Annotated in this window: 27 protein-coding genes and 2 riboswitches; of the genes, 14 read left to right on the top strand and 13 right to left on the bottom strand. The window is 63.1% G+C overall.

Annotated elements, in window-relative coordinates; translation table 11 throughout:
- Positions 1-121: 121 nt before the first annotated feature.
- From CFI11_RS22855 to CFI11_RS22840, 4 genes are read left to right on the top strand one after another with little or no spacing between them, the layout of a single operon-like run.
- The gene (locus CFI11_RS22855) at positions 122-670 is read left to right on the top strand and encodes a 2,4'-dihydroxyacetophenone dioxygenase family protein (RefSeq protein WP_130409787.1); all 549 of its coding nucleotides are present in this window, start codon (positions 122-124) and stop codon (positions 668-670) included.
- A 28-nt stretch (positions 671-698) separates the two neighbouring features.
- Complete coding sequence (locus CFI11_RS22850; protein ID WP_130409786.1) at positions 699-2,018, top strand: NAD(P)/FAD-dependent oxidoreductase; 1,320 nt, start codon at positions 699-701, stop codon at positions 2,016-2,018.
- Between the two features lie 33 nt (positions 2,019-2,051).
- Positions 2,052-2,765, top strand: coding sequence for a hypothetical protein (locus CFI11_RS22845; RefSeq protein WP_130409785.1), 714 nt, complete (start codon positions 2,052-2,054; stop codon positions 2,763-2,765).
- Positions 2,762-4,333, top strand: a complete 1,572-nt coding sequence (locus CFI11_RS22840) for a N,N-dimethylformamidase beta subunit family domain-containing protein (RefSeq protein ID WP_130409784.1) — start codon at positions 2,762-2,764, stop codon at positions 4,331-4,333. Before CFI11_RS22845 ends, CFI11_RS22840 begins: the two co-directional genes overlap by 4 nt.
- A 121-nt stretch (positions 4,334-4,454) precedes the next feature.
- Here the strand turns inward: CFI11_RS22840 and CFI11_RS22835 are convergent, their stop codons facing one another.
- The 3 genes from CFI11_RS22835 to dapE all read right to left on the bottom strand — a co-directional run bounded on the left by CFI11_RS22835 (position 4,455) and on the right by dapE (position 8,684).
- Positions 4,455-5,009, bottom strand: coding sequence for a tetratricopeptide repeat protein (locus CFI11_RS22835; RefSeq protein ID WP_130409783.1), 555 nt, complete (start codon positions 5,007-5,009; stop codon positions 4,455-4,457).
- A gap of 200 nt (positions 5,010-5,209) precedes the next feature.
- A complete protein-coding gene (gene rnr, locus CFI11_RS22830) occupies positions 5,210-7,465 on the bottom strand; it encodes a ribonuclease R (protein ID WP_130409782.1) in 2,256 nt (751 codons plus the stop codon).
- Between the two features lie 79 nt (positions 7,466-7,544).
- Positions 7,545-8,684 (bottom strand): succinyl-diaminopimelate desuccinylase, encoded by a 1,140-nt coding sequence (gene dapE / locus CFI11_RS22825; RefSeq protein WP_130409781.1) that lies wholly within the window; start codon positions 8,682-8,684, stop codon positions 7,545-7,547.
- 170 nt (positions 8,685-8,854) lie between these two features.
- Between dapE and CFI11_RS22820 the strand changes: the two genes are divergently transcribed.
- Positions 8,855-9,940, top strand: coding sequence for a Hint domain-containing protein (locus tag CFI11_RS22820; protein ID WP_130409780.1), 1,086 nt, complete (start codon positions 8,855-8,857; stop codon positions 9,938-9,940).
- 10 nt (positions 9,941-9,950) lie between these two features.
- On the opposite strand, the gene CFI11_RS22815 is transcribed toward CFI11_RS22820, so the two are convergent.
- The 4 genes from CFI11_RS22815 to CFI11_RS22800 all read right to left on the bottom strand — a co-directional run bounded on the left by CFI11_RS22815 (position 9,951) and on the right by CFI11_RS22800 (position 12,462).
- Positions 9,951-10,274: a hypothetical protein gene (locus CFI11_RS22815; RefSeq protein ID WP_130409779.1), complete on the bottom strand. Its 324-nt coding sequence runs from the start codon at positions 10,272-10,274 to the stop codon at positions 9,951-9,953.
- Between the two features lie 2 nt (positions 10,275-10,276).
- Positions 10,277-10,627, bottom strand: coding sequence for a hypothetical protein (locus tag CFI11_RS22810; RefSeq protein WP_130409778.1), 351 nt, complete (start codon positions 10,625-10,627; stop codon positions 10,277-10,279).
- A gap of 4 nt (positions 10,628-10,631) precedes the next feature.
- Positions 10,632-11,459: a 2,3,4,5-tetrahydropyridine-2,6-dicarboxylate N-succinyltransferase gene (gene dapD, locus CFI11_RS22805; RefSeq protein ID WP_130409777.1), complete on the bottom strand. Its 828-nt coding sequence runs from the start codon at positions 11,457-11,459 to the stop codon at positions 10,632-10,634.
- A gap of 73 nt (positions 11,460-11,532) precedes the next feature.
- Positions 11,533-12,462, bottom strand: coding sequence for a threonine/serine dehydratase (locus CFI11_RS22800; RefSeq protein WP_130409776.1), 930 nt, complete (start codon positions 12,460-12,462; stop codon positions 11,533-11,535).
- 72 nt (positions 12,463-12,534) lie between these two features.
- On the opposite strand from CFI11_RS22800, the gene CFI11_RS22795 reads away from it, so the two are divergent.
- A complete protein-coding gene (locus CFI11_RS22795; protein ID WP_130409775.1) occupies positions 12,535-13,377 on the top strand; it encodes an LOG family protein in 843 nt (280 codons plus the stop codon).
- On the opposite strand, the gene CFI11_RS22790 is transcribed toward CFI11_RS22795, so the two are convergent.
- The 4 genes from CFI11_RS22790 to aroC form a co-directional block, all read right to left on the bottom strand.
- Entirely contained in the window at positions 13,374-13,586 is a 213-nt protein-coding gene (locus tag CFI11_RS22790; protein ID WP_130409774.1) for a hypothetical protein, read from the bottom strand. The genes CFI11_RS22795 and CFI11_RS22790 overlap by 4 nt on opposite strands.
- Before the next feature lie 352 nt (positions 13,587-13,938).
- On the bottom strand, positions 13,939-14,850 hold the full coding sequence (locus tag CFI11_RS22785) for a hypothetical protein (protein ID WP_130409773.1): 912 nt from the start codon (positions 14,848-14,850) through the stop codon (positions 13,939-13,941).
- Between the two features lie 29 nt (positions 14,851-14,879).
- A complete protein-coding gene (gene rlmN, locus CFI11_RS22780) occupies positions 14,880-16,055 on the bottom strand; it encodes a 23S rRNA (adenine(2503)-C(2))-methyltransferase RlmN (RefSeq protein ID WP_130409772.1) in 1,176 nt (391 codons plus the stop codon).
- A gap of 70 nt (positions 16,056-16,125) precedes the next feature.
- Positions 16,126-17,229 carry a chorismate synthase gene (gene aroC, locus CFI11_RS22775; protein ID WP_130409771.1) on the bottom strand — a complete coding sequence of 368 codons (1,104 nt, stop codon included), beginning with the start codon at positions 17,227-17,229 and terminating at the stop codon, positions 16,126-16,128.
- Between the two features lie 104 nt (positions 17,230-17,333).
- Positions 17,334-17,433, top strand: a riboswitch (TPP riboswitch).
- A 34-nt stretch (positions 17,434-17,467) separates the two neighbouring features.
- Here aroC and thiB point away from each other — a divergent pair.
- Genes thiB through CFI11_RS22760 form a run of 3 tightly spaced genes read left to right on the top strand, consistent with a single transcriptional unit; the run spans position 17,468 to position 20,656 of the window.
- Positions 17,468-18,445, top strand: coding sequence for a thiamine ABC transporter substrate binding subunit (gene thiB / locus CFI11_RS22770; protein WP_130409770.1), 978 nt, complete (start codon positions 17,468-17,470; stop codon positions 18,443-18,445).
- Positions 18,421-19,977, top strand: a complete 1,557-nt coding sequence (locus CFI11_RS22765) for a thiamine/thiamine pyrophosphate ABC transporter permease ThiP (RefSeq protein ID WP_130409769.1) — start codon at positions 18,421-18,423, stop codon at positions 19,975-19,977. Before thiB ends, CFI11_RS22765 begins: the two co-directional genes overlap by 25 nt.
- Positions 19,964-20,656, top strand: coding sequence for an ATP-binding cassette domain-containing protein (locus CFI11_RS22760; protein ID WP_130409768.1), 693 nt, complete (start codon positions 19,964-19,966; stop codon positions 20,654-20,656). The genes CFI11_RS22765 and CFI11_RS22760 overlap by 14 nt, the downstream gene beginning before the upstream one ends.
- On the opposite strand, the gene CFI11_RS22755 is transcribed toward CFI11_RS22760, so the two are convergent.
- Positions 20,653-21,090: a 6,7-dimethyl-8-ribityllumazine synthase gene (locus tag CFI11_RS22755; protein WP_130409767.1), complete on the bottom strand. Its 438-nt coding sequence runs from the start codon at positions 21,088-21,090 to the stop codon at positions 20,653-20,655. The two genes, CFI11_RS22760 and CFI11_RS22755, sit on opposite strands and share 4 nt — an antisense overlap.
- A gap of 75 nt (positions 21,091-21,165) precedes the next feature.
- Positions 21,166-21,310: riboswitch (FMN riboswitch) on the bottom strand.
- Between the two features lie 61 nt (positions 21,311-21,371).
- Here CFI11_RS22755 and CFI11_RS22750 point away from each other — a divergent pair.
- The 5 genes from CFI11_RS22750 (at position 21,372) to CFI11_RS22730 (ending at position 25,545) form a co-directional block, all read left to right on the top strand.
- Entirely contained in the window at positions 21,372-21,986 is a 615-nt protein-coding gene (locus CFI11_RS22750; RefSeq protein WP_130409766.1) for an FMN-binding negative transcriptional regulator, read from the top strand.
- A gap of 28 nt (positions 21,987-22,014) precedes the next feature.
- Positions 22,015-22,629: a glutathione S-transferase gene (locus CFI11_RS22745; RefSeq protein WP_130409765.1), complete on the top strand. Its 615-nt coding sequence runs from the start codon at positions 22,015-22,017 to the stop codon at positions 22,627-22,629.
- A 176-nt stretch (positions 22,630-22,805) separates the two neighbouring features.
- Positions 22,806-23,366, top strand: coding sequence for a ubiquinol-cytochrome c reductase iron-sulfur subunit (gene petA, locus CFI11_RS22740; RefSeq protein ID WP_130409764.1), 561 nt, complete (start codon positions 22,806-22,808; stop codon positions 23,364-23,366).
- A gap of 12 nt (positions 23,367-23,378) precedes the next feature.
- A complete protein-coding gene (gene petB, locus CFI11_RS22735; protein WP_130409763.1) occupies positions 23,379-24,731 on the top strand; it encodes a cytochrome b in 1,353 nt (450 codons plus the stop codon).
- Between the two features lie 19 nt (positions 24,732-24,750).
- Positions 24,751-25,545: a cytochrome c1 gene (locus CFI11_RS22730; protein ID WP_130409762.1), complete on the top strand. Its 795-nt coding sequence runs from the start codon at positions 24,751-24,753 to the stop codon at positions 25,543-25,545.
- Positions 25,546-25,898: 353 nt separating this feature from the next.
- Here the strand turns inward: CFI11_RS22730 and CFI11_RS22725 are convergent, their stop codons facing one another.
- A complete protein-coding gene (locus CFI11_RS22725; protein ID WP_130409761.1) occupies positions 25,899-26,576 on the bottom strand; it encodes a Crp/Fnr family transcriptional regulator in 678 nt (225 codons plus the stop codon).
- Between the last annotated feature and the right edge of the window lie 9 nt (positions 26,577-26,585).

Raw genomic sequence — 26,585 nt, 5'->3', positions numbered from 1 at the left:
GTGGGGATCTGTCGTGAACGCATAAATTGGCCGCAAATGATCCTTTGTTGTCCTCTTGTAACCTGTGTTCGCGGGCACGGCTACGTATCGTTGGTCGGGCATCAGTTGAAGGAGGACAATCATGCCGCTGCCCCAGACGATTACACACCAGGACAGGCTGCTGACGCTGAAGGTCAATGACGCCGACGCGGTTCAGCATCCGGTGGACGGATACACGATCCAGCCGCTGTTCCTGGATCCTGAAAACGGCACTTGGGTGCTTTACGCCAAGTTCCCACCGGGCACCAAGCTGCCCCAGCATTTCCACACCGGGACGGTGCATTTCCTCACCACGAAGGGGATGTGGCACTACGTGGAATATCCCGAGGATAAGCAAACGGCGGGAAGCTACCTTTACGAGCCGGGAGGGTCGATCCACCAGTTTTGCGTTCCGGAAGACGCGACGGAGGCGGCAGAGGGCTTCATGGTGGTGTCGGGGGCCAACATCAACTTCGACGAAGACGGCAATTTCATCGACATCATGGATGCCGGAGCCATCGAGATGGCCCTGCGCGCGGCATGTCAGATGGCGGGCCGGGAGATGCCGAATTTCATCAAGCCGGGCGCGGAATCGGATTTCGATCAGGAGATCGGGAAAGCACCGGAAACGGCGGAGTTGGTGGACGCATAATCAAAGTAACCCGAAGGAGGGCTGAGACATGAAAATCGCAATCATCGGTGCCGGCATCGCGGGCCTGGCAGCTGGACACAAGATGCGGCGCGCGGGACATGACGTGACCATCTATGAAGCGTCGGATCGCGCCGGAGGACGCGGCATGCTGCTGAACCGGCCGGGCACGGATGATTGGGCGGATGTCGGATCTCAGTACTTCCATTCGAACTATAAATACGGGTTGAAGTTGATCGAAGAGGTTGGGCTGACGTCCGAGCTGAAGAAGATCACTGGCAAGACCCGGATGTTTACCGGGAAGAGCGATGCGTCCTTTCTGGTGAAACCCTCGGTGCCCTGGCTGAAGTCGGGGGGGCTGACGGGCAACCTGCGCATGGCGGGGTACATCGCCAAGCTGATCCTGTCCCATAAGTCCGAAACCTTCGCGGCGGCGGACAAGCAGGCCGCCTATGACCGCATATCGGCGCTGAGCACGACGTCGGACGGGTTTCTGAGGGATCACACGGTTCGCATGCTCAGCCTGATTGGCTGCATGAGTGATCCGACACCGGACGGCATGAGCCTGTTGCAGGTGTACCGGCTGGCGAAGATCGTTTTGATGACGGATTACATCTCGCTTAACGGGGGGACGGCTGCGCTGCACCGGACGCTCGCGGAGCAGTCCGACATCCGCTTCAGCAGCCCGGTCGCCGGGCTGATCGAACAGGGCGGACGGGTCACAGGCCTGCATCTGGAAACCGGAGAAAGCGTGGCGGCCGATCACGTGATCGTCGCGGCCCACGCACCAAGGGCGGCGAAGCTGGTTCCGGAGACCTGGACGAAAGAGCGGAGCTTTCTGGCGGGGATCGAGATGCCCACGGCCATGATCGTGTCGTTCTTTCTGGATCAGAGCCTGGAAAAGGACGTGTGGACCTATTTCTTGCCCATGGATCACAAGGGTCCGGTGCAATTCTGCATCGACACTCAGCAAAAGAGCCCGGGCAATCATCCGTCGGGCAACGCGACGCTGCAGGCATGGATCCTGAACCCGAAATCGGCGGCGCTGGCGGAGAAGACAGATCAGGAGCTGGCCGATCTTGCCTTAGCGGATATCACGCCATTTGTGCCGGGCGTTAAGGGGCATGTCGAAGGATTTGCGGTGACCCGTCATCCGGCCACGGTGCCGCAATCGGCGGTGGGCCATAACGCCGCCGCGCTGGCCTTTCTGGACGCTATTGATCGCAAGGACGGTGTGTCGTTCTGCGGCGACTATCTTTCCGGCGGATATATGGAGAGCGCGCTGTGGTCGGTCGAACGCGCCGCCGCACGCATCCCCCGGACCAACACGCACTTGCAGCAGGCCGCCTGAGCCGACCGCTTTCATTCGCAGAGGAAGATCCCGATGACATCTTTGAATTTCGCGACGCCCGGAAGACGGCTGGCGGCTTTCGCGGCCCTTCTTTCATTGCCCTTCGCCTATCTGACGCAAGGCCTGTTCATGGCCGCTTCGGACGGGGATGTGACACGGTTTCACGACGGGCTGGACATGATGACCCTATCCGCGGAAGCGGCGGATCTGTTTTATCTGGGGATGTGGACGGATGTTCTTGGTTATTACCTGATCTTCCTTCCGGTCCTGATCTATGCCTGGAAACTTCTGCGCGATCTCGATGAGATGCTGACCGATCTCGCGATGCTTTGCGGTCTGATCTACTGCCTGATGGGCACGTTCGGTGCGGTGACGATGGCAGGGGCTTTCGATGCGCTGCGGGCCAGTGCGTCGGCGGCACCCGACCAAGCCGCCGCGGCCTGGGAGGCCACCATCGGGGGCCAATGGCGCGGCCTGTGGCTGATGGAGGCGATCCTGGCCGCGATCTGGTTGGGCGGGCTGGCCAAATTGCTTGGCAGCGCGGGCCTGAAAGGCCTGGGGATCGGCGCGGGTGTGCTTGCAGCGATCTGGGTTCTGCAATTCGCAACCTGGCATGCGGGTCTGGCAGAGGTCTCTGACGCGGCCCTCGCGCTGGTTGTCCTCCTCTCCCCGCTTTGGGCGGCCTGGCTTGGCCTGTCGCTTTTGCGGGCCGGAACCGCATCCCAAACAGTGAGCCAGACCGCATGAATACGATCGACAGACCCTGGTTTTACCCCGACAAGGTCAGTGCCGAGCCGGGAGAGACCGTCACCCTTTTTGCGAGTGCGCCTACGTCGCCCTGCACGCTTACCATCAGCCGGATTGGCAAGGAGGTGACGCAGGTTGCCCGGTTCGAAAACCTGACCATCGGCGCGCATCCCATTCCCGAAGATGCAGACCGCAATGGATGCGGCTGGCCAGAGGCCACCACCTTTGAGATCGGAGCGGATTGGGCAACGGGCTATTACGACCTGACGCTGGAAGATCCCGACGGAAATGTCAGCCAGCACTTTGTCTGCGTGCGCAAGGGATCCGAGCAGCCGAAAGCCAAAGCGGTCCTGATCCTCGCGACGAACACCTATTCGGCCTACAATTACTGGGGCGGGTCCAACGCCTATGCAGACGTCGAGGCGCTGATGAGCGGTCAGGCCTCGCCCGAGGCGTCGCGAGAGGGGGCCATCGGTCGGCTGTCCCGCATGCGCCCCTATCCGCAGGTTCTGTTTTCTCCGCCTGGCGCGCCGCCCCGCCTGATCAACTATGCGCCCCGCGCCGTCGGGCAGATGGCGATGCCGGGCGATATGGAATGGGCCATGCAGCAAAAGGCGTCGCCTTATGACGGATCGGCCTGCTTTCTGAGGAAATGGGAACATGTCTTTGCGATCTGGGCGGAGGAGGCCGGTTACGATTTCGACTATCTCACCGACTTTGACTTTGAACGGAATGCCGATGCGCTTGATGGCTATCAGACGGTTCTGATCGTAGGGCACAGTGAATACTGGTCCGGCAATCAACGTTTTGCCATCGAGGCGTTCGTGAATGCGGGCGGCAATCTGGCCTGTTTGTCCGGCAATACCTGCTATTGGAAGATCCGCTGGGAAGAGGGCGGTCGGACCATGGTCTCGCACAAGATGAAGGGCGAGGAGAACGATCCGATGTGGCCCGCTCCCGAAACCCGGAAAGAGGCGACCCATCTGTGGTCTCACGATGCGTTCGACGCACCGGAGGCGCGGTTTCTGGGCCTTTCCTTTCTGTACGGCGGATATCACCGGCTGGCGATGTGCGCAGGGCGCGGCAGCGCGGCCTATACCATCTACGACGACACCCATTGGGCGCTGGAGGGGACGGATCTTTACTACGGCGATGTCATAGGCGCTGACGTCCCGCTGATCGGATATGAAAACGACGGCTGTCCGATCCAGTTCGGAGAAGACGGGCTGCCGAAGCCAGGCAAGGGGATCGGCATTCCCGAAAATCTTGAGATCATCGGGATGACACCGGCCACCTTGGCGGAGCCCGAGCGCAGCCCCTATCCGAAGATGGTCCCGATGGAGGGAGAGGACGTGCTGGTCCGCGTCACAGCGGGAGAGGACACACCGGCGGCAAGGGCCAGGTTGATGCGCGGCCACGCGGTGATGGCCAGTTTCAAATGCGGAAAAGGAGAGGTCTTTAACGGCGGAACGACGGAGTGGGTCCACGGGCTTGCCGCCAGGGACCCCTTTGTCGAGAAGATCACGAAGAACGTGTTTGCCCGCTTCGGGCTGCATCCTGCGGCGTGAGGAGAGGGTCACCGGAGGATCGGAGGCTCTGCCCAGTGAGGCATCATGCTGCATCCTTGCAGAGCGCAAAAGGGGTTCCGATCAGGCCCTTGATGTCGATCGGGGCGCGAAGGGCATCACCCTAGAACAAAGGCTGGTATCGCCAGTTGTCCGCATCGGGTGTTACTTCGTCGAGATCGTAATCCGCCCCTTGAAGGCGCTTTGCGATCTCCAGCCCATCCCGTGCCGCCTGATCCACAAACTGACGGCCCAAGGCGTCGTCCTGGGCGATCCCATGCCCCCGCATGAGGTTCAGACCATGGTTGAACCGCCCGACCGGATCGCCCGCTTCGGCGGCGCGTCTGTCCCATTCGGCGGAGGCATCGGGGTTGTATTCACCCCCAAGCCCGTTGTTTTCAAGCTGGCTCATCCAGGTCATCGCTTTGGTATAGCCTGCTTCGGCACAGCGCCGGACCAGCTTGCGGGCCAACTCGTGATTGTCCGCCTTGGTCACGTTGATGCCCAGAGAGCATGTCACGGAATCGATAACGCCCATTTCGATCTTGCGGGTCAGCATTTCACGGCCTGTATCCTGGGGATTGAGTATCCCAAGGTCGTCTTCGACGGTTTTGGGCGGCTCGGCCTGGGCCATGCCCGGCAAAAGGGCCATGCAAAGGATCAGCGTGAGTTTTCGCATGTCGGTCACCTCCACAAGCGCAAGGTATCACCGGCAAAGCGACGCGTCACTGTGGCGAAGGTCGTACGCCCCGTCGGGATCGCCGCTCGGTGCGGGCGCGGCCGAAGCCGCGGGATGAGCGGTCTTTCCTCACAAGATCTGTCCGGCGCCGGCCCGCTCCGGCATTGTAGGCTTCGTCGAACGGCGCTGGCAGCTTTTCTCTACGTGCGCCGTTTCCGCAGAACCTTGCGTTTCACCTTGTCCGATTTGCGCTTGCTGCGGGCGATCTTGCGTCTGGGCGCACGGCCCGAACGTGCCGGTCCGCCGGGCAGGGCGGTGTTCTCGAGCGCGAGAAGTTCAAGCTCCAGACCGCCGGTGACAGGCGTGGCCTGGGCCAGACGGACGGTGACACGCTGTCCTATGCCGATCACGGTGCCGGTGTCGGATCCCATCAGCGTGCCGGCTTCCCGGTCGAAATGGAAATATTCGCGGCCCAGGGACCGGATAGGGATCAGACCGTCGGCGCCGGTTTCATCGAGCTTCACGAAGACGCCGAAGCGGGCGATGCCGCTGATGCGGCCCTCCATCTCGGCCCCAACACGTTCGGAGAGATAGGCGGCGAGATAGCGGTCGGTCGTGTCCCGCTCGGCCATCATCGAGCGGCGTTCGGTGTCGGAGATGTGTTCGGCCGTGCGCTCAAGCCGTTCGATCTCGTCGGGCGCCAGTCCGTCCTTGCCCCAGCCATGGGCGGTGATCAGGGCCCGGTGGACGATCAGGTCGGAATAGCGCCGGATCGGAGAGGTGAAATGGGCATAGCGCGCCAGCGCCAGCCCGAAATGTCCGAAGTTTTCGGGGCTGTAATAAGCCTGCGTCATCGAGCGCAATGTGGCCATATTGATCAACTCGGCCTCATCGGTGCCGGAGGCGGCGTTCAGAAGCTGGTTGAGGTGGCGGGTCTGAAGGACCTGGCCCTTGGCGAGGTTGAAACCGGAGGATTGGGCGGTTTCCCGCAGGCTTTCCAGCTTCTCGGGCGTGGGCTCCTCATGAACGCGGAAGAGCAGCGGGGTGCGTTGGGCGATCAGCGTTTCGGCGGCGGCGACATTGGCGAGGATCATGAATTCCTCGATCAGCCGATGCGCGTTCAGCCGGTCGCGGAACTGCACGGAGGTGACCTCACCCTCGTCGGAGAGCACGATCTTGCGTTCGGGCAGGTCGAGGTCGAGGGGCTGGCGCCTCTCACGGGCGTCCCGCAGGGCGGCATAGGCGGCGTAGAGCGGTTTGAGGACGGGTTCCAGCAGGGGGCCGGTCTTGTCGTTGGGCGTCCCGTCGATGGCGGCCTGAACCTCCTGGTAATTCAGAGCGGCGGGGGAACGCATGAGGATCCGGTGGAAGCTATGGGATAGCTTCTCGCCCTGGGCGTCGAGGACCATGCGCACGGCGATGGATGCGCGCGGGACACCTTCGTGCAGAGAGCAGAGATCGCCGGACAGGCGGTCGGGCAGCATGGGCACGACGCGGTCCGGGAAATAGGTGGAATTGCCGCGTTTGCGCGCCTCACCGTCGAGGGCGGAGCCGGGACGGACATAGGCGGCCACATCGGCGATGGCGACCCAGATGACATGGCCGCCGGGATTGTCGGGATCGGTATCCGCCTCGGCATAGCAGGCGTCGTCATGGTCGCGCGCATCGGAGGGGTCGATTGTGACCAAGGGCAGCTCGCGCAGATCCTCACGACCCTTCAGGCCCATCGGCTTGGTGGCATCCGCCTCGGCGATGACCGGGTCGGGGAACGCATCAGGAATGCCATGCTGGTGGATCGCGATCAGCGAGATTGCCTTGGGCGCCGACGGGTCGCCCAGACGCTCCACGATACGGGCGCGCGGAAGGCCCATGCGCGCCTTGGGGCCGGATTGTTCGGCCTCGACCAACTCACCGTCCTGCGCGCCATGGAGCGCACCTACGGGGACGTGCCATTCGTTTTGACCGGCTTTGTCGATTGGCACGATGCGCCCACCCTCGGCCCCCTTGCGGAAGATGCCAAGGATCCGGCGCGGGTTGGTGCCGATGCGGCGGATGAGGCGAGCCTCGTAATTGTGGTCCTCCTCCTGCACCACGGTGAGACGGGCGAGGATGCGGTCACCTGCCCCCAGGGCCGGGTCGGAGGCGCGGGGAAGCACAAGCACGATGGGCTCCACCCCCTCGCCATGCCATTCCAGCGGACGGGCGAAAAGGTCACCGTCCGCATTGGGTGCCTGAACCTGCAGCACGCTGACGGGCGGCAGACGGTCGGGGTCGCGGTAGCTGCGCTTGCGCTTTTCTAGGTGCCCTTCGGCTTCCAGCTCCTTCAGCACACGCTTGAGGTCGATCCTGGCCGCGCCCTTGATGCCAAAGGCCTTGGCGATGTCACGTTTGGAGGTCTGGGCGGGATGGTCCGCGATCCATTCCAGGATCTCGGCCTTTGTCGGAATGCGCGTCATGGCCACCGCCTAACATGCGCGCCGCGCGGCGTCATGGTAAATCCGACGACAGACCGCAAGGGCTGGAGGAGGCGCCCCCTCAGGCAAAGTAATCGCGCAGAATCCGCGTATAGATCGCCTTGAGCTGCCGCACATGCGCCACCTCCACATGCTCATCCACCTGATGCATCGTCTTGCCAACCAGCCCGAACTCCACGACCGGACAGAGATCCTTCACAAATCTTGCATCCGATGTGCCGCCCGTGGTCGACAGCTCAGGCACCCGGTTCGTCTCCGCCCGGACCGCGGCGGAGACCAGATCCGACAACGCGCCCGGCGGCGTCAGAAAGCTCTCTCCCGAGATCTTGACCCGCATCTCCACCTCGACCCCAAACGCCTCCGCGATCCCGTCTGCCTCCTTGCGCAGCCAGTCGGTCAGCCCGGCGCCGCTATGGGTGTCGTTAAAGCGGATGTTCACCGTGCCACGACACTCTGCCGGGATCACGTTGGTGGCCGGGTTGCCCGTATCCATGGTTACGATCGCCAGCGTGGAGGGGTCGAAATGATCGGTGCCCTTGTCCAACTCGTGGCTGGCCAGCCGGTCCATCAGCCGTGCCAGGGCCGGTAACGGATTGCATGCGCGATGCGGATAGGCGGAATGACCCTGTTTGCCGATCACCTTGAAAAACGCCGTCATCGACCCGCGCCGTCCGATCTTGATCATATCCCCCATCTCTTCGGGGCAGGTCGGTTCCCCGACCAGGCAGACCGACATCGCCTCTCCCTCGCGTGCCATGTGATCCAGCAGTGCCGTGGTGCCATCCACCGCATCGCCTTCCTCATCCCCTGTAATGGCAAGGATCACGGCACCCTCTGGCGGTGTCTCCTGCACGAAATCGATGGCCGCCGCAGCAAAGGCCGCCACACCGGACTTCATATCCGTCGCGCCGCGCCCGTAAAGACGCCCATCGCGCATCTCTGCGCCAAAGGGATCGACCGTCCAGGCGTCCTCGTCCCCCACGGGCACTACATCCGTATGCCCGTTAAAGCCAAAGGTCCGGACATGGCCCCTCTCTCCCCAACGGGCAAAGAGGTTCTTCACCTCCCCCCGATCGGCACGGGTACAGACAAAACCGGCAGCACTCAGCGCCCGTTCCAGCACGTCCAGGGCACCCGCATCTTCCGGCGTGACAGAGGGGCAGCGGATCAGATCGGCGGTCAGGGCGACGGGATCGGTCATGGGGCCTCCGGGGATGGTTTTGCCACACTTGGCGGCAAATGCACGGAAAGCCAAGGGTCGGAGGCGGAATTCGGATTCTCGGGAGGGGCCGTTCGTGCTAGCATCTCGGCCAACAATGACCCGAAAGGCAGGGCGATGAGCGGTATTTCTGTGAACATGGTCAGACGGCCATGACCTGGTTTGGCCTTCTCGATCAGATGGGGGGGCATTTCAGACCCCAGGGTCTTGATGGGCGGGCGCGTCCCGCGCTCCTTGACGCTGGGGCGGAGGCTTTGGTGCCCCGGGGCTCCCTCATGCTTGAAGCGCAGGTGCCCGCTGTGCCGGGGCCGATCCTGGCCTTTTCGTCCGGGGATCGCTGGGGCCTTTCCCTCTCGGTCGAGACATTGCCCGGCGGTGCCATCAAGCTGGTCGCCATCCGGGCCGGAGAGGTGCGTGAGCATCTGTTGCAACTGTCCGATATGCGGCGCGCCAATGCGGTGCGGCTGACCTATGTCTGGGACGCCCCGGCGCGGCGCGCGCATCTGGCGGTGGAACGGACGCACAGGCGCGATATGCAACTGATCCAGATCGCCGATCCCGCCCCGCTAAGGGTGGCGGATCTGCAGCGGATGTTCTGCGATGCCGGCAGCCGGGCCATCTCGCCGGATCTGATGTTCATCGCGGTGTCCACGACGCCGATGCCGGTCGGACCGAAACCGACCCTGTCGCCAGAGACGTTGATTGCCACGCCCTCGGGCTATCGCCGCATCGCGGATCTGAGGCGGGGGGATACCGTTTATACGCCTGACGGAGAGGTCGTTCCGGTCCTTCACACGACATCGATGACGGTACCGGCGCGGGGCAGCTTTGCCCCCATGCGCCTGCGCAGCCCGTTTTTCGGGCTCAAGCGCGATCTTGTCGTTTCCTCCCGCCAGAGATTGCAGATCCGCGGCAATGACGTGGAATATCTCTTTGGCAAGGATGCGGTGCTGCTGCCGTGCCTGCATCTGAAGGGCACGCGCATGGCGCGCATTGAGCCGGTCGGCGCGGTTGCCCGCTATCATCAGATCCTGTTGCCCAGAAACGAGCCGCTTCTGGCGGCTGGATCTGCGGTGGAAAGCCTGTCGATCGGACGCCTGGCACGGAAGGCGGACTGGCATGCGGCAAGCTGCCTGGCCCATGTGATGCGGAGCGATCTGCCCGATCATGGCGCGGTCGCGCTGCCGGTCCTCGATAGTTACGACGCAAGGGTGCTGGCAGAGCGACGGGTCGCGTGATCTGGGACGATCAATCGAAGAACGGGGTCACCTGAGCGACGATCACCGCGTTCTCGTCCAAGGCCCGCTGCATCAGCGCACGCTCCTCGGGTTCGATGTCATGGCCCTGCTCTTCCCGCTCTTCCAGCGTGCCATAGCCGGTCACGTCCAGGGGTGCAGTGTCGGCCTGTTTCAGAAGGGCGACGGTTTCGCGCACGGCTTCGGCCTCGTCCACGCCGCTGGCAAAGCACATAAGCGCTGCCCCGGTGGCCTTGTCGGGCAGGCCATCGCCCTGCTTGCGCCCGATCTGAACGAGGAGGGTATAGACCTTCTGCCGGGATCCCGCCTTGGCCATGTTCAGTCGCACCGGCGCAATTGCGCGACGCTGCCGTCGCGGATCACGGCCAGGCCGTCCGGCAGGCGCATCAGCATCAGGCGCTCGGTGCTGGTCATCCCTTCGCCGGTGCAGGTCGCATCATAGAGCGTTGCGTCCATGTCGCGGATCTGGGTGGGGTTGGAGAGGGTGCAGGTATTCTCGACCCCGAAGAACTGGCCGCCCCGGACGGCGAGGGCGCCGCCATCTATCCCAACGCTTTGACAATCCCAGCCTTCGGCCCAGTCCGCATCGGGGCGATAAAGCCCGTCATAGGGATAGGGCCCGGCCTGGGCTGCCGTGCCGAGCGCAAGGAGGAGCAGGGCGGCGCGCATCAGGTCAGTCCCGCAGCAGCTCGTTGATGCCGGTCTTGGAGCGGGTTTTCTCGTCCACCCGTTTCACGATCACGGCGCAGTAGAGGTTGATGCCGTTCTTCGACGGCATGGAGCCTGCGACGACCACGGAATAGGGTGGCACCTCGCCATACATGACCTCGCCGCTGTCGCGGTCGACGATCTTGGTGGACTGGCCGATGAAGACGCCCATGCCAAGGACGGACCCTTCACGCACGATGCAGCCTTCGACCACCTCGGACCGGGCACCGATGAAGCAATTGTCCTCGATGATGGTGGGGCCGGCCTGCATCGGCTCCAGCACGCCGCCGATGCCGACGCCGCCCGAGAGGTGCACGTTCTTGCCGATCTGCGCGCAGGAGCCGACGGTGGCCCAGGTGTCGACCATGGTGCCTTCGTCCACATAGGCGCCGAGGTTCACGAAAGAGGGCATCAGCACCACGCCGGGGGCGATGAAGGCGGATTTGCGGACGACGCAATTGGGCACGGCACGGAACCCGGCCGCCTTCCACCGGTTGTCGCCCCAGCCCTTGAACTTGCTGTCGACCTTGTCCCACCAGCCGGAGCCCTGGGGGCCGCCATCCTGCTGTTCCATATCCTTGATACGAAAGCCCAGAAGCACGGCTTTCTTGGCCCATTGGTTGACGTGCCAGGCGCCGCTCTCCTGCCGTTCGGCCACACGCAGGCTGCCGCTGTCGAGGGCGTTCAGCGTATCTTCGATGGCTTCGCGCGTTTCACCGGTGGTGGCGGGCGTGACCTGATCGCGCGCTTCCCAGGCGGCTTCGATGGCGGTTTCCAATTGGGCGTTCGACATTGTTCACAGCTCCCCTGAACCCGTTTGCTTGACGCAGCGCTATAAGGGCGATGAGGCGCCCGCGCAATCCGGCTTAGGTCAGGAACGGGTCGGGGGCCGGATTTGCGCCGCAGATCAGGACGGCGACGCGTTCGTCGGGCGCGGGGACATAAGCGCCGGAGGTGAGGGCGGCGAGAGCGGCGGCGCCGGCAGGCTCGACCAGTTGGCGCATCCGGCGCCAGAGCAGGCGCTGCGTGTCGGCGATGGCATCGTCGCAGACAAGCACGGTTTCGGTGTCATGGGCCTGAGCGAGGTCAAAGCAGATCTGGCCGATGCGTTTGGCCCCCAGCGCATTGGCGGCGATGCCCGACACCTCGACATCCGTGGGCGTCCCGGCGGCGCGCGCGGCGTGAAGCGCGCGGGAGGTTTCAGGCTCAACCGCGACGATCTTGCGCCGCCCGCCGATCCAGGCCAGCGCGCCGGCGATCAGGCCACCGCCGCCCACGGCGATCAGAATGGTGTCGGCCTCAAGCCCCTGTGCTTCCCATTCCAGGGCCATGGTTCCCTGGCCAGCCACCGTGGCGGGCGCATCATAGGCGTGGATCTGCATCGCGCCCTGCTGCGCCTCGAACGCCTGTGCCTGCTCCAGCGCATTTGCATAGGCGCCGGGCACCACATGAAGGTCGGCGCCGAGATCGCGGATCAGGGCGATTTTGGACGGGCCGGCCATTTCCGGCACGAAGATCGTGGCCTTGTGGCCCAGGGCGCGGGCGGCATGGGCCACCGCGGCCCCGTGATTGCCGCCGCTTGCGGCCACCAGACCGGCGGAGGGCACGTCTGTAGACAGAAGCGTATTGAATGCCCCCCGCGCCTTGAAACTGCCGGTATGCTGCATCTGTTCGAGCTTGAGATCGACGGGGTGCCCGATCCCCAGATCGGCGCCATGAAGGACCGGAGTGCGCTGAATATATCCGCTGATCCGCCCGGCAGCGGCTTCAATTTCGCTTGTCCAATCCGTTGCCATGTGCTTTCCCCTTGGTCTTGTCCCGGCGCACCCTATAGGCGTTGGCCGGTGACCCACAAGGAGGCGCGCCAGATGAAAGACGACCGACACAGCCGTTTGCGTGACGCGCGATCCGACCGGACATCAGCGCGTGACGTGCCGCTGACCCCGCAGACGCAATCGCCGGCCTATCGCCTGGCCTTCGCGGATGATGACTTTCTCTGTCGGGATGAGCTGAGGCCGGTGCGCCTGCAGCTTGAGTTGCTCAAACCCGAGATGCTGCTGGACGAGCACGGGATCCAGAGCACCATCGTCCTTTTCGGTGGCGCGCGCATCCCCGACCCGGCCTATAAAGAGCAAGCGCGCACACGGACGCTGAGAGATCTGACGGCGTTTTACGACGAAGCGCGCAAGTTCGCCCGGTTGATGACCGAGAAATCCATGGCCGCGGGAGGGCGGGAGAACGTCATCGTGACCGGCGGCGGGCCGGGCGTGATGGAGGCGGGTAACCGGGGCGCTGCGGATGCCGGCGGCAAATCCATCGGCCTGTCTATCGTGCTGCCCCATGAACAGGCGCCCAATACCTATGTGACGCCGGAACTGAGCTTTAACTTCCACTATTTCGCGATCCGCAAGATGCATTTCCTAATGCGGGCGCGGGCGATTTGCGTCTTTCCCGGAGGGTTCGGGACGCTGGACGAAATGTTCGAGGCGCTGACCCTGATCCAGACGGGCCGGATGGAGCGCATTCCCTTCCTGCTCTTCGGACGGGAGTTCTGGGAGCGGATCATCAACTGGCAGGCACTGGCCGAGGCCGGCACCATTGCCACCCGTGATCTGGACCTGTTCCGGATCGTGGAGACGGCCGACGAGGCCGCCGAACTGATCGAGACGTGGGAGGTTGAGCCGCCACGCACGGATATTCCCGGGCGTTAGTGGCTCAACTGCTCCGGCAATGTGCAGATCGCTACGCGGTGGGGCAGCGTTTCCAGCACCATACCCTGATCGGTGTCTTTGATGGCATAGCCATAGCCTGCCAGGCGATGCTTCCATTCGCGCATCGACAGGGCCTTTTTCTTTTCGGCTTTCACCAGGTCCATGACCATGGCGATGGTGTATGGGTCTTGTTTGAACACGATGGACATCTTTACCTACTCCGTTGTCTTGTTCCGCCGGACAGGGTGTCGGTGCAGCATGGCGGCGATCGCACGGAACCATGGCCATTTCGGGAAATTGTTTCCGGAATTGTGGCAATCGGCACCAAGCAGTCAGTTGGGGCAGGGGTGCGGGGCTAAGGATTTTAGGGCTTTCGAGAAAAACCTCTAAAATATCGTTTGATTTCAACGCGCTTGATTGTTTCCAAAACCGCTAGACTTGACGCAGGGGCAAGGCCGGGCCGCTTGGCGGTGGTTGTCCGAGACGCATGGGAGCAACGGATTATGGCGAAAGACGAAATCTGTGACGCGCCTGAACCAAGGATGTGAAGGCGTGCGGCCATTAAATGCGTATGAGCGGCAGGTCGGGCCAAACGGGCACATCGTCCTGCTTGGCCCGCGCGCGCGCGGACATGGCTTTGATGTCGTAGTAGGTGTTGGCGTCCGATAGCTCTCTGGCGAAGCGGGGGTGGGTGTCGGCATAGCGGTAAAAGGCCGCTTCGAGCCAGGAAGGGGTGATGACGTCGAGCACGGCCCGAGCTTCGTGCGCCTGCAGGCTTCCGGTCAGGGCCTTGATAGCCGTCAGATAGGTTTCGTTGTCGGTTTGGGTGTCGGCGGAACAATAAAAGGGCGCTTCCAGAGACGAGCCGAAGAAGAGGTTCAGCAAGGCATCATCGGCCTGAAAGCCGCCCCGCGCCGCGAGGGCCGCGACGATCTCGGCAGGGTCGATGAGGGCCATGGCGCAAAGCTCCAGGATCGCATCCTTGGGATCGGCGCCATCGGGGAGGCCGGAGAGATCAAAGCGGCCAGCGTCAAACCAGTCGTGAAAGAGACGGCAGGCGAGCGGATGGATGGCGGCAATGAGCGGGCGGGGCCAGAACCAGAAGCCTGCGCGCATCGTTCCTTCGAGGATTTCGGGAGGGAAGCTGCCGAAACCGTCGAGCGGCGCATGGGGCAACAGCGTCTCGATGGCGGAGGGGAAGAAGAGCATGGCTGTCTCTTCCCCTCCGGAACAAGCGGGGTGTTCATAGTAGATCTGGGCAAAGTCGCGGGGCGATGGCGTTTTGCCCTGCGAGATCTGGCGCGCGGCACGGGCAAAGCGGTCGTCCCAGACAGGATCATAGCATTGCCGGCAGAGATGGGTGGGGGCGGAAAACCCCTGATAGGCGTTGCGCAAGTCTGAAAGCGCCGCCTCCACCGAAGGCGGATCGGGAAGCAGCGGTTGCATCCAGGCAGGGCGCTGGGTCGAGGTCACGGCCGTTCCACCTGATCGGCGCGGAGGTGCTAGAGCCCGGCCTCTGCCGCGATGTCCTTGCGCGACTTGCGCGCGCGTTCGGTCGCGGATTTGAGCTGACCACAGGCGGCCATGATGTCCTCGCCACGTGGCGTGCGGATGGGCGAGGCATAGCCGGCCTTGTAGATGATGTCGGCAAAGGCCCGGATGCGGTTGTTAGAGGATCGCTGATAGGGCGCGCCGGGCCATTCGTTGAAGGGGATCAGGTTGATCTTGGCAGGAATGCCGTCGATCAGCTTGATCAGGCGGCGCGCATCCTCGTCGCTGTCGTTCACGTTCTTCAGCATCACGTATTCAAAGGTGATGCGCTCGGAGTTGCTCACCTTGGGGTAGGCCCGCAAGGCGTCGAGCAGCGTTTCGATGTTCCAGCGTTTGTTGATGGGAACCAGCTTGTTGCGGGTCTCATCGGTGGTGGCGTGGAAGGAGACGGCGAGTTGGCAACCGATCTCTTCGGCGGTGCGGGCGATTTCGGGGACCACGCCCGAGGTTGAAAGCGTGATGCGGCGCCGGGATAAGGAGATGCCTTCGGGATCCATCGCGATCTTCATCGCGTCCCGGACGTTTTCAAAGTTGTAAAGCGGCTCACCCATGCCCATCAGCACGATGTTTGACAGAAGGCGGGTTTCGTCCTTGGGCGCACCGGGGACGGGCCATTCGCCCAGATCGTCGCGCGCCATCATCACCTGGCCCACGATCTCGCCAGCGGTGAGGTTGCGGACGAGCTTTTGCGTCCCGGTATGGCAGAAAGAGCAGGTGAGCGTACAGCCGACCTGCGAAGACACGCAAAGCGTGCCGCGATCTTCCTCGGGGATATAAACGACCTCGACCTCGTGCCCGCCGGCGATGCGGACCAGCCATTTGCGGGTGCCGTCCTCGCTGACCTGTTTGGACACGACCTCCGGGATTTCGATCACGAAATGCTCGGCCAGTTGCGCGCGGTAGGTTTTGGCGAGATTGGTCATATCCGCGAAATCACGCACGCCCCATTGATAGATCCATTGCCAGATCTGCCCGGTGCGCATCCTGGCCTGCTTTTCGGGCGTGCCGTGGTCGATCAGAGCGGCGCGCATGGCGTCGCGGGTGAGCCCCACGAGGTTCACCTTTCCCTCCGGCATTTTGCGGGGGATCGTCAGAACGTCCTGCGTGATCGGCGCGTCGGCAGACATGGGGTATCCTCTGGGCTCATCGGGGGCGATGCGCCTCTATATAGAGGTTTGCGGGAATTGCAAAACCTGTCTAGCCGATTTGCCCCTGGTTTTCGCCCACCTGACCCCGGTGCAAAAGAAGATGGTCGAGCAGCACGCAGGCCATCATCGCCTCGCCTACCGGGACGGCACGGATGCCGACGCAAGGGTCGTGACGGCCCTTGGTGATGATCTCGGTCTCCTCGCCGGTCTTGGTGATTGTCTTGCGGGTCGTCAGGATGGACGACGTGGGTTTGACGGCAAAGCGCACCACGATGTCCTGCCCGGTGCTGATGCCCCCAAGGATACCGCCGGCGTGGTTGGAGGAGAAGCGGGGCTGGCCGTCATTGCCCATGTAGATCTCATCGGCATTGGCCTCGCCCGTCAGCATGGCCGCCGACATCCCCTCCCCGATTTCCACGCCTTTCACGGCATTGATGCTCATCATCGCGGCGGCCAGATCGGTGTCGAGTTTGCCATAGATGGGCGCGCCGAGACCGGCGGGGACACCACGCGCGGTGACCTCGATCACGGCGCCGACGGAACTGCCGGATTTGCGCAGACCGTCGAGGTAGTCGGCCCAGTCGGACGCGGCCTGGGGGTCGGGGGTCCAGAAGGGATTGCGCTCGATCTCCTCCCGGTCGAAGCGGGCGCGATCGATTTCATGCGCGCCCATGCGGGTCATGTAGCCGGTGATCCGGATGCCTGGCACGAGTGTTTCCAACGCGGCGCGGGCAAGTCCACCGGCGGCCACGCGCGCGGCCGTTTCGCGGGCAGAGGATCGCCCGCCACCGCGATAGTCCCGGTTGCCGTATTTCTGGTAGTAGGTGATGTCGGCGTGACCGGGGCGAAACTTGTCCTTGATGTCGCCGTAATCCTTTGAGCGTTGATCGGTGTTTTCGATCATCAGCTGCACCGGCGTACCGGTGGTTTTGCCTTCGAAGACACCGGACAGGATGCGCACGGCGTCGGGTTCGCGCCGCTGTGTGGTGAACTTGTTCTGACCCGGTTTGCGCCGGTCCAGCCAGTGCTGCAGCGCAGCCTCGTCCACGGGCACGTTCGGCGGGCAGCCATCGACAGTGGCGCCCAGCGCGGGCCCGTGGCTTTCGCCCCAGGTGGTGACGCGGAAGAGATGGCCGAAGCTGTTGATGGACATGGGCGGCTCCTTTGACCTGGCGTCTTTAGCGGGCGGGGGGGCGAGGCTCAAGCTTGGGTTTGGGCGCGCGGGGTCTTGTCCTTACTGCGCGCGCAAGCTAGCAAAAGGTTACCTCGGGGTGCCCGTCGTGGGCTGAGATGCGCAAGCGAACCCGTTGAACCTGAACCGGCTAGAACCGGCGGAGGGAAGGTTTGGGACATTCTCCACCCTTGCCCTGTCGCCGCAAAGGAGGATGCCAATGAAGTATCTTGCATTTGCAGCGGGCGTTTTGAGTGTATCGGCAGCCTGGGCCGACACACCGGAACTGACCGTTTACACCTATGACAGCTTCGTCGCGGATTGGGGACCGGGCCCCGCCATCGAAGAGGCGTTCGAGGCAACCTGCGCGTGTGATCTGAAGTTTGTCGCTGCCGGTGATGGTGCCGCTCTGCTGGCCCGGATCAAGCTGGAAGGCGCCCGGAGCGACGCGGATATCGTGCTTGGCCTCGACACCAACCTGACGCAGGCAGCACGGGAGACGGATCTTTTTGCGCCCCATGGCATGGTGGTCGACTACGATCTGCCGATCCCGATGAGCGATCCGCTCTTCGTGGCCTATGACTGGGGCTACTTCGCCTTCGTACACAATGCCGATCTGGACGCGCCGTCGAATTTCCGCGCGCTGGGCGAGAGTGATCTGAAGATCGTTATTCAAGACCCCCGGTCCTCCACCCCGGGTCTGGGCCTGCTGATGTGGGTCAAGGCTGCCTACGGAGACGAGGCGCCCACGATCTGGGAGGGGCTGGCGGACAATGTCCTGACGGTGACCAAGGGGTGGTCGGAAGCGTATGGTCTTTTTCTGGAAGGGGAGGCGGACATGGTCCTCTCCTACACGACATCCCCGGCTTATCACCTGATTGCGGAGGATGATGCCTCGAAAAAGGCGGCGGCCTTTGAGGAAGGGCATTACATGCAGATCGAAGTGGCCGGCAAGCTCGCGTCGAGCGATCAGCCGGAGCTGGCGGATCAGTTTCTGGAATTCATGGTGACGGACGCGTTTCAGTCAGTGATCCCAACCACGAACTGGATGTATCCCGCCGTGACACCGGAGGACGGTTTGCCGGAGGGGTTCGAGACGCTGATCACGCCGCGCAACGCGTTGCTTGTCACGGCAGAGGATGCACCGGCGATCCGGGATGAAGCATTGGCCGAATGGCTGGACGCGCTCAGCCAGTAAGTGCCGTACCGGGGATCGGCGTTGCGGCAGCGATCGCGGCGCTGATCCTGGGGTCGATCCTTGCCGTGGCCTTGAGGGCCGAGGCGGGGCGCGGGTTTTCGGCTGCCGATTGGGCGGCCGTGCGCTTTACCATCACACAGGCGGCCCTGTCGGCGGTGTTCAGCGTGGCGCTTGCGGTGCCGGTTGCCCGCGCGCTGGCCAGGCGGGTGTTTTGGGGGCGCCGGGTGCTGATCACCTTGCTGGGCGCGCCCTTTATCCTACCGGTGATTGTCGCGGTGCTGGGCCTTTTGGAGGTCTTCGGGCGAAATGGCTGGGTCAGCGGATTGCTGGGACTGGCGGGGCTGGAGCCGATCAATATCTACGGACTGCACGGTGTGGTGCTGGCGCATGTCTTCTTCAACCTGCCGCTGGCCACCCGGCTGATCCTGCAGGGCTGGCACGACATTCCGGCAGAGCGGTTTCGGCTGGCCGCGCAGCTTGGCTGCGGGCCGGGAGAGATCTGGAGCCTGCTCGAACGCCCGATGCTGATGCGTACGGTGCCGGGCGCTGCCATGATCATCTTCGCGATTTGCCTGACGAGCTTTGCGGTGGCGCTGACACTGGGCGGAGGGCCGAGGGCGACGACGGTGGAATTGGCCATTTATCAGGCATTCCGGTTCGATTTCGACCTGTCACGCGCGGCACTTCTGTCCTGCGTGCAGATCGCGCTGGCGGGGGCGGCGGCACTGGTCGCGCTGAGGGTCACGCGACTGGACGGGTTCGGAGGAGGTCTGGACCGCGCGGTGCAGAGGTGGGATGCGAAGACGGCCTGGCTGCTTTGGCAGGACCGGATCGTGATCGCGGCGGCCGCGGCCTTTCTGCTTTTGCCCCTCGCGGCGATTGTGCTGTCGGGGCTGGGCGGGGTGTCTCTCCTGCCGATGAGCGTGATCGAGGCGACGGTAACGTCCCTGGTCGTGGCGCTGGGCAGCACGGCGCTGCTGGTGCTGATCGCGGTGCCGCTGGCGCTGAGCCTTGCGCTGAGACCGAGGGGCGGGCTCGAGCTGGTGGGGCTTTTGGGGCTTGTCGCCTCGCCGCTGGTCATTGGGACGGGGCTTTTCATCGTGATCAATCCCGTGACGGATCCGTTCGCCCTCGCCCTGCCGGTCACGGCCCTGGTCAACGCGGTGATGGCGCTGCCCTTTGCGTTGCGCGCCCTGGTGCCGGGCGCAAGGGATGTGATCGCGAGTTACGGGCGGCTGGGCCTGTCGCTGAACATGCAGGGCGGGGCGTTTCTGCGGCTTGTCGTGTTGCGGCGGCTGAGGCCGCAGATCGGGTTTGCGGCGGGTCTAGCGGCGGCCTTGTCGATGGGGGACCTGGGGATCATCGCCCTTTTCGCCGATCCGGAGCGGGCGACGCTGCCCTTGCAGATGTATCGCCTGATGGGCGCCTATCAGATGGAGGCGGCAGCCGCGGCGGGGCTGATCCTGATGGTGCTGTCTCTTGCGCTGTTCTGGCTTTTTGATCGCGGAGGGCGCATCCATGCTGGCGCTTGAGGAGGTGCGGATCCGGAACGGGGATTTCAAGCTGGACGCGGATCTGAACGTGGCACCGGGCCGGATCGTTGCGGTGATCGGCGCGTCGGGGTGCGGGAAATCCACGCTGATCGGTGGGATTGCCGGGTTTCTGCCGCTGGAGCGTGGCATCGTGCGGTGGCAAGGGCAGGATATCACGAGGTCCGAGCCGGGAGAGCGCCCCATTGCGATGCTGTTTCAGGATGGCAACCTGTTCCCGCATCTCACTGTGGCAGAGAATGTGGGGTTGGGGTTGCGCCCGGATCTGAGGCTTTCGGCAGAGCAAAGCGCGCAAGTGAGCCGGGCGCTGGGCCGCGTGGGTCTGTCGGATCTGGGCACACGCAAGCCTGCGGCCCTGTCGGGCGGGCAACAGAGCCGGGCGGCGCTGGCACGGGTGCTGGTACAAGGGCGGCTTCTGGTTCTGCTGGATGAGCCTTTTGCGGCGTTGGGACCGGCGCTGAAGGGTGAGATGCTGGATCTGGTGGAGGCTTTGGTGCGGGAGAGCGGGGCGACCGCGCTGATGGTGACGCATGACCCCAACGATGCGCGGCGGATCGCGGATGAGATCGTGCTGGTCGCCGATGGCGCGGCGGAGAGCCCGGTTGAGACGGCGGTGCTTTTGAATGATCCACCGCCGTCCCTGCGTGCTTATCTGGGTTAGGCGGCACTGAGCATCCGGCGGGTTTCGCCGATGGTGAGGGCCGCACGGGCGGCCTCCCGTCCCTTTTCGATGAAATGCGCTTTGAAGATCGCGTTGTGGTGGTCGGTTTCCTGGTATTGATGCGGGGTGAGCGAGACCGACAGGACGGGCACACCGCTGTCGAGGCCGGCCCGCATCAATCCGTCGACCACGGCCTGGGCGACGAAATCATGGCGGTAGATACCGCCATCCACGACGAAGGCTGCACAGGCGACGGCGCCGTAGCGTCCGGTCTGGGCGAGGTCACGGGCGAGCAGGGGCATCTCGAACGCGCCGGGCACGTCGAAGACGTCAATCTGGCTCATCGGGATGAGTTCGGCAAAGCCGTCGAGCGCGCGGGTGACGATCTCGGCATGCCAGTTGGCCTTGATGAAGGCGTAGCGGGTGTGTGTCATAGTGATCTCCTTTGGTTCAGACACGGCACCCAAGGCGATCACGAGCAGAGACGCCGCATGGGAAGCGGCGCGCCTGCGCGTCCTCTTTCATCCGGACTGTCACCGTCGGCTCTGGCCTCTCACCAGATCTGCTGACACCTCGCATGAGGCCGCTCGCGGGCTTACGGGTCGGTGCCCGCATACCGCCGGTGGGGAATTTCACCCCGCCCTGAGAACAGGGACATGGTTGCAAAAGACGGGGCGGCCCTGCAAGAGCGACGTGTGGTCGAATGGAGGGGCAGATGCATCCCAACCCGGTTTTTCACACGCAAGAGGCAGCGGAGAACCTTGCCTTTGCGAGGGACAGGGCCTTTGGCGTGCTGGCGGTGGAGGCCGAGGGGGCGCCGATGCTGTCGCATGTGCCGTTTCTTATCGATGAGGACGGGGCGTGGTTACATTTGCATCTGGTGCGGTCGAATCCCATTGCGCGCGCGCTCCTTGAGCCCTTGCGGGCTCGCGTCGCGGTGTCGGGGCCGGACAGCTACGTGTCTCCGGACTGGTACGGGGCGGAGGATCAGGTGCCGACGTGGAATTACGTGGCGGTGCATTTGACCGGCACGCTGGAGAAGCGGCCACAGGAGGACTTGCACGCGCTGCTGGATCGGCAAGCGGCCTTCTTTGAGGAGAGATTGCTGCCGAAGGCGCCCTGGACCTCGGACAAGATGTCGGACGGCGTGATGGAGAAGATGATGCGGATGATCGTGCCCTGCCGGATGCGGATCGAGGATGTGCAGGGCACCTGGAAGCTGAACCAGAACAAGCCGGACGACGTGCGTCTGCGCGCGGCCGATCATGTCGAAGGCTATGGGATCGGAACGGATCTGGCAGCGCTTGCGGCGCTGATGCGCGGCGCCTAGGGTGCCGGTGCGGCGAAGGGAGATTGCGATGAAACTCTATTACAGTCCGACCTCACCCTATGTGCGGAAGGTCATGGTGCTGTTGCACGAGACGGGGCAGATCGGAGATGTCGAGCTGGTCCAGTCGAGCACGGCGCCCACGGCACCGACGGATATTCTGCTGCCAAAGAACCCGCTGGCCAAGATCCCGGCACTTGAGCGACCCGAAGGGCCAACGCTCTTCGACAGTCGGGTGATCTGCGCCTATCTGGATGACCGCGGGAAGGGCGGGCTTTATCCGGAGGGCCCGAGACGCTGGGAGACGCTGACGCTGGAGGCGTTGGCCGATGGGATCCTGGATGCCGCTTTGCTGATGACCTATGAACGGCGGCTGCGCCCGGACGGTATGCAGTGGGAGGATTGGAGCGCGGCTCAATGGTCCAAGATCGAGAGGGCCTGTACCGCATTGAACACGCGCTGGATGAGCCATCTGGCGGGCAAACTGGACATGGGTCAGATCGCGGTGGCCTGCGCGCTGGGCTATGTCGATTTCCGGCACGACTCTTATGGCTGGCGCAACGGGAATGATGCGCTTGCGGCCTGGTTCGAGACGATGTCGGCCCGACCGAGCCTGGCTGAAACTGTGCCTCCCGAGGGGGGATGACCCCATATCTTGGGGTTGATGAGACCGGGTTACGGCCTGCGACCACTCGCCTCCCCCTCTTTACTGGACGGAGTGGGGACCCCCCGCTAAATACGCCGCAAGATGGCCGCATTTTTTGACGGTCTGTTTAGGTATTTGGTCGATATCGGCCCGATGACTGGAATGGAGTAAACCTCGTGTCCCACGCAGAAGACCACGAAGGCACCCGGAGAGATTTCCTCTACTACGCCACGGCTGGCGCAGGTGCCGTAACCGCAGGGGCCGCCGTGTGGCCGCTGGTCAATCAGATGAACCCGTCCGCGGACGTTCAGGCGCTGTCGTCGATCCGCGTCGATGTGGGCGGGGTCGAGCCCGGCACGCAGATCAGCGTGAAGTTCCTTGGCAAACCCGTCTTTATCCGGCGCCGCACGGAGGAAGAGATCGAGCAGGCGCGCGCGGTCGAACTGTCGGACCTTCCTGATCGGGACGCAAGGAACGAAAATATCGGGGAGGCACCGGCCTCTGACGAAAACCGCACGCTGGACGAAGCGGGCGAATGGCTGGTGATGCAAGGCGTCTGCACCCACCTGGGCTGTGTACCTCTGGGTGACGGGGCCGGCGATTTCAATGGCTGGTTCTGCCCCTGCCACGGCTCACACTACGACACGGCGGGCCGCATTCGCCGTGGCCCGGCGCCGGAGAACCTTCCTGTACCGGAAGCGGTCTTCGTCGACGAGACAACGATTCAACTCGGGTAAGGGAGGGGAGACATGTCTGGAATTCCACACGATCATTACGAACCAAAATCTTCCGGAGAGAAGTGGTTGCACTCGCGTCTGCCTGTTGTCGGGCTGATGTATGACACGATCATGATCCCCACACCCAAGAACCTGAACTGGATGTGGATCTGGGGCATCGTGCTGACCTTCTGCCTGGTGCTGCAGATCGTGACCGGTATCGTGCTGGTGATGCATTACACACCGCATGTCGACCTGGCCTTCGCCTCGGTCGAGCACATCATGCGGAACGTGAATGGCGGGCATATGCTGCGCTACATCCACCAGAATGGTGCTTCGCTGTTCTTTATCGCCGTCTATGCGCACATCTTCCGTGGCCTTTACTACGGCTCGTACAAATCCCCGCGTGAGATTACGTGGATCATCGGGATGCTCATCTACCTGCTGATGATGGGTACGGCCTTTATGGGCTACGTTCTGCCCTGGGGTCAGATGTCGTTCTGGGGCGCCACGGTGATCACCGGCCTCTTCGGCGCCATCCCGTTTGTCGGCGAGGCGATCCAGACCTGGCTGCTGGGCGGACCTGCCGTGGACAATGCCACGCTGAACCGCTTCTTCTCGCTGCACTATCTGCTGCCGTTCGTGATTGCCGGTCTCGTGATCGTGCATATCTGGGCCTTCCACACCACGGGTAACAACAACCCGACGGGTGTTGAAGTGCGCCGCGGCTCCAAGGAAGAGGCGGAGAAAGACACCCTGCCGTTCTGGCCCTATTTCGTGATCAAGGATCTGTTCGCACTGGCAGTGATCCTGGCGGTGTTCTGGGCGATCGTGGGCTTCATGCCGAACTATCTGGGCCACCCGGACAACTATATCGAGGCGAATGCGCTGGTGACGCCGTCGCACATCGTGCCGGAATGGTACTTCCTGCCGTTCTACGCGATCCTGCGGGCCTTTGACGGTGACGTCTGGGTCGTGATTGCGGCGAACTGGATTACCGGTGGCATCATCGACTCCACCTTCTTTGGTGTGCTGGCGATGTTTGGCGCGATCGCGGTCATGGCGCTGGCGCCGTGGCTCGACACTTCGTCGGTGCGCTCGGGCCGGTATCGTCCGATGTTCAAATGGTGGTTTGCGCTTTTTGTCGTGAACTTTGTCGTGCTGACCTGGGTGGGCGCGATGCCGGCGGAAGGGATCTATCCCTATATCGCGCTGATCGGATCAGCCTATTGGTTCGCATACTTCCTGATCATCCTGCCGTTGCTGGGCGTGATCGAGAAACCGGACGTGCCGCCTGCAAGCATCGAAGAGGACTTCGAAGCGCATTACGGTAAATCCACCGACGGTGCCAAGGGCGCAGCCCCTCAGGCCACCCCGGCAGAGTAACGAAAGGACTGGGAAAACCATGTTCAAGAAACTTGCAATCTCGGCGATTGCGGCCCTCGTCCTGACACCTGCCGCGAGTTATGCGGCAGGCGCCTACGACACCAAGATCGAGGACTTCGACTTTTCGTTTGAAGGCCCGTTCGGAACGTATGATCAAAACCAGCTGCAGCGCGGTTTGCAGATCTACACCGAGGTCTGCGCGGCATGTCATGGCTTGGAATATGTGCCGCTGCGCACCCTGGGGGATGAAGGCGGGCCGAACCTGCCTGACGATCAGGTGCGCGCCTACGCGTCGGACAATTTCGAAGTGTTCGACGCTGAACTGGACGACTTTCGCCCGGCGGTGCCTACGGATCATTTCCCGGAATCCAGCCTGGAGAATGCACCCGACCTGAGCCTTATGGCGAAGGGTCGCGCGGGGTTTCACGGCCCCTACGGCCTGGGGCTGAACCAGCTTTTCAAAGGGATGGGTGGCCCGGAATATATCGCCTCTCTCCTCACCGGGTATACCGGTAACGAGAAAGAAGAAGCGGGTGCGATCCTGTACGAGAACACCGCGTTCCCCGGTGGCTGGATCGCGATGGCGCCACCGCTTTATGACGAGCAGGTCGAGTTCGCAGACGGCCATGCAAACGATGTGTATCACCTGTCAGAAGACGTTTCGGCGTTTTTGATGTGGACGGCTGAGCCGAAGATGATGGCGCGCAAGCAGGCCGGATTTGTCGGGGTGATGTTCCTGACCATCCTGTCGGTGTTGCTGTATCTGACGAACAAGCGGATCTGGGCGCCGGTGAAGGGCAAAAAGTCCAGCTGATCCGTCGGACCAAACAGATCTAAAAGAAAAAGCCCCCCGCGCCTAATTTCGCGGGGGGCTTTTATCTGCGCATGCACTCACACCCGCAGATCACCGACCGCAACGCCCAAGTGAACCCATCAGAGCGGCCCGGAACTAGTAGCCGATCTGTAGAACCCGACAAATCACCACCCGGACGGGCGGATATCAGGCCGGCTTCTGCATCACTCAGTCAGTGTCTAACCCAAACGTGTCCTGTCGCGTGGCGACTAGGGTTACGGGCCCTGGAAAGGGTTGCACCTTTGCGCCATCGACGCATTCAATATGTCACGTGGGTGATTTGGGGTCTGTGAACTGGCTCACAGTCGCGGGATTTATATCTGGTCGAGTTCCGCCATCGCGCGAAGCGTTGTTCGATCCAGAATGGTCAGTCCGCCACGGGACGCCTCGACCACATCCGCGCGGCGCCATGTGGCCAGCGTCTTGGATACGGCTTCCCGCGTGGCGCCGACAAAGTCCGCCAGCTCTGCCTGAGACAGTTTCAGCGACGGTTGATCGGCCTGGGCCTCGTCCGGAAGCAGATGCAGGATCTTTCTGGCGAGGCGCGTCGGCAATGGCAGAAAGACCTGGTCGTTCAATTGGCTGTTCATCCAGCGCATCCGCTGACCGGCAAGGCGGATCAGATCAATTGCGAGGTGAGGTGTCTTGTGAATGGCATCCAGCACATCCGCGTACTTGACCCGCAAGACCCGGCTTTCGGTCAGCGCCGTGGCGGTGGCCGTGCGCGGGCCCGGATCGAAAAGCGCGATCTCTCCGAAAAGCGCGCCGGCCTTCATCACGTCGAGCGCCAGCTTGCGGCCATCCATGGACAGCACGGAGAATTCGAGTTGTCCGCGCGTGATTACGAAAAGAGCGTCCCCCTCATCACCTTGTTCGAACAGGACATCGCCGGATGAGAGTGTCTCCTCACTGGCCAGCGCATCGAGAAGGCGCACGAGTTCTTCTGAAGCGTTTGCGAGAAAACCGGTCTTTGGCAGGGGATCCTTGAACATGAAACCTCC

It is taken from the genome of Thalassococcus sp. S3, assembly GCF_004216475.1.
GTDB lineage: Bacteria > Pseudomonadota > Alphaproteobacteria > Rhodobacterales > Rhodobacteraceae.
The sequence above is the reverse complement of the archived record's forward strand: the minus strand, read 5'-3'. Positions and strand labels throughout refer to the sequence as shown.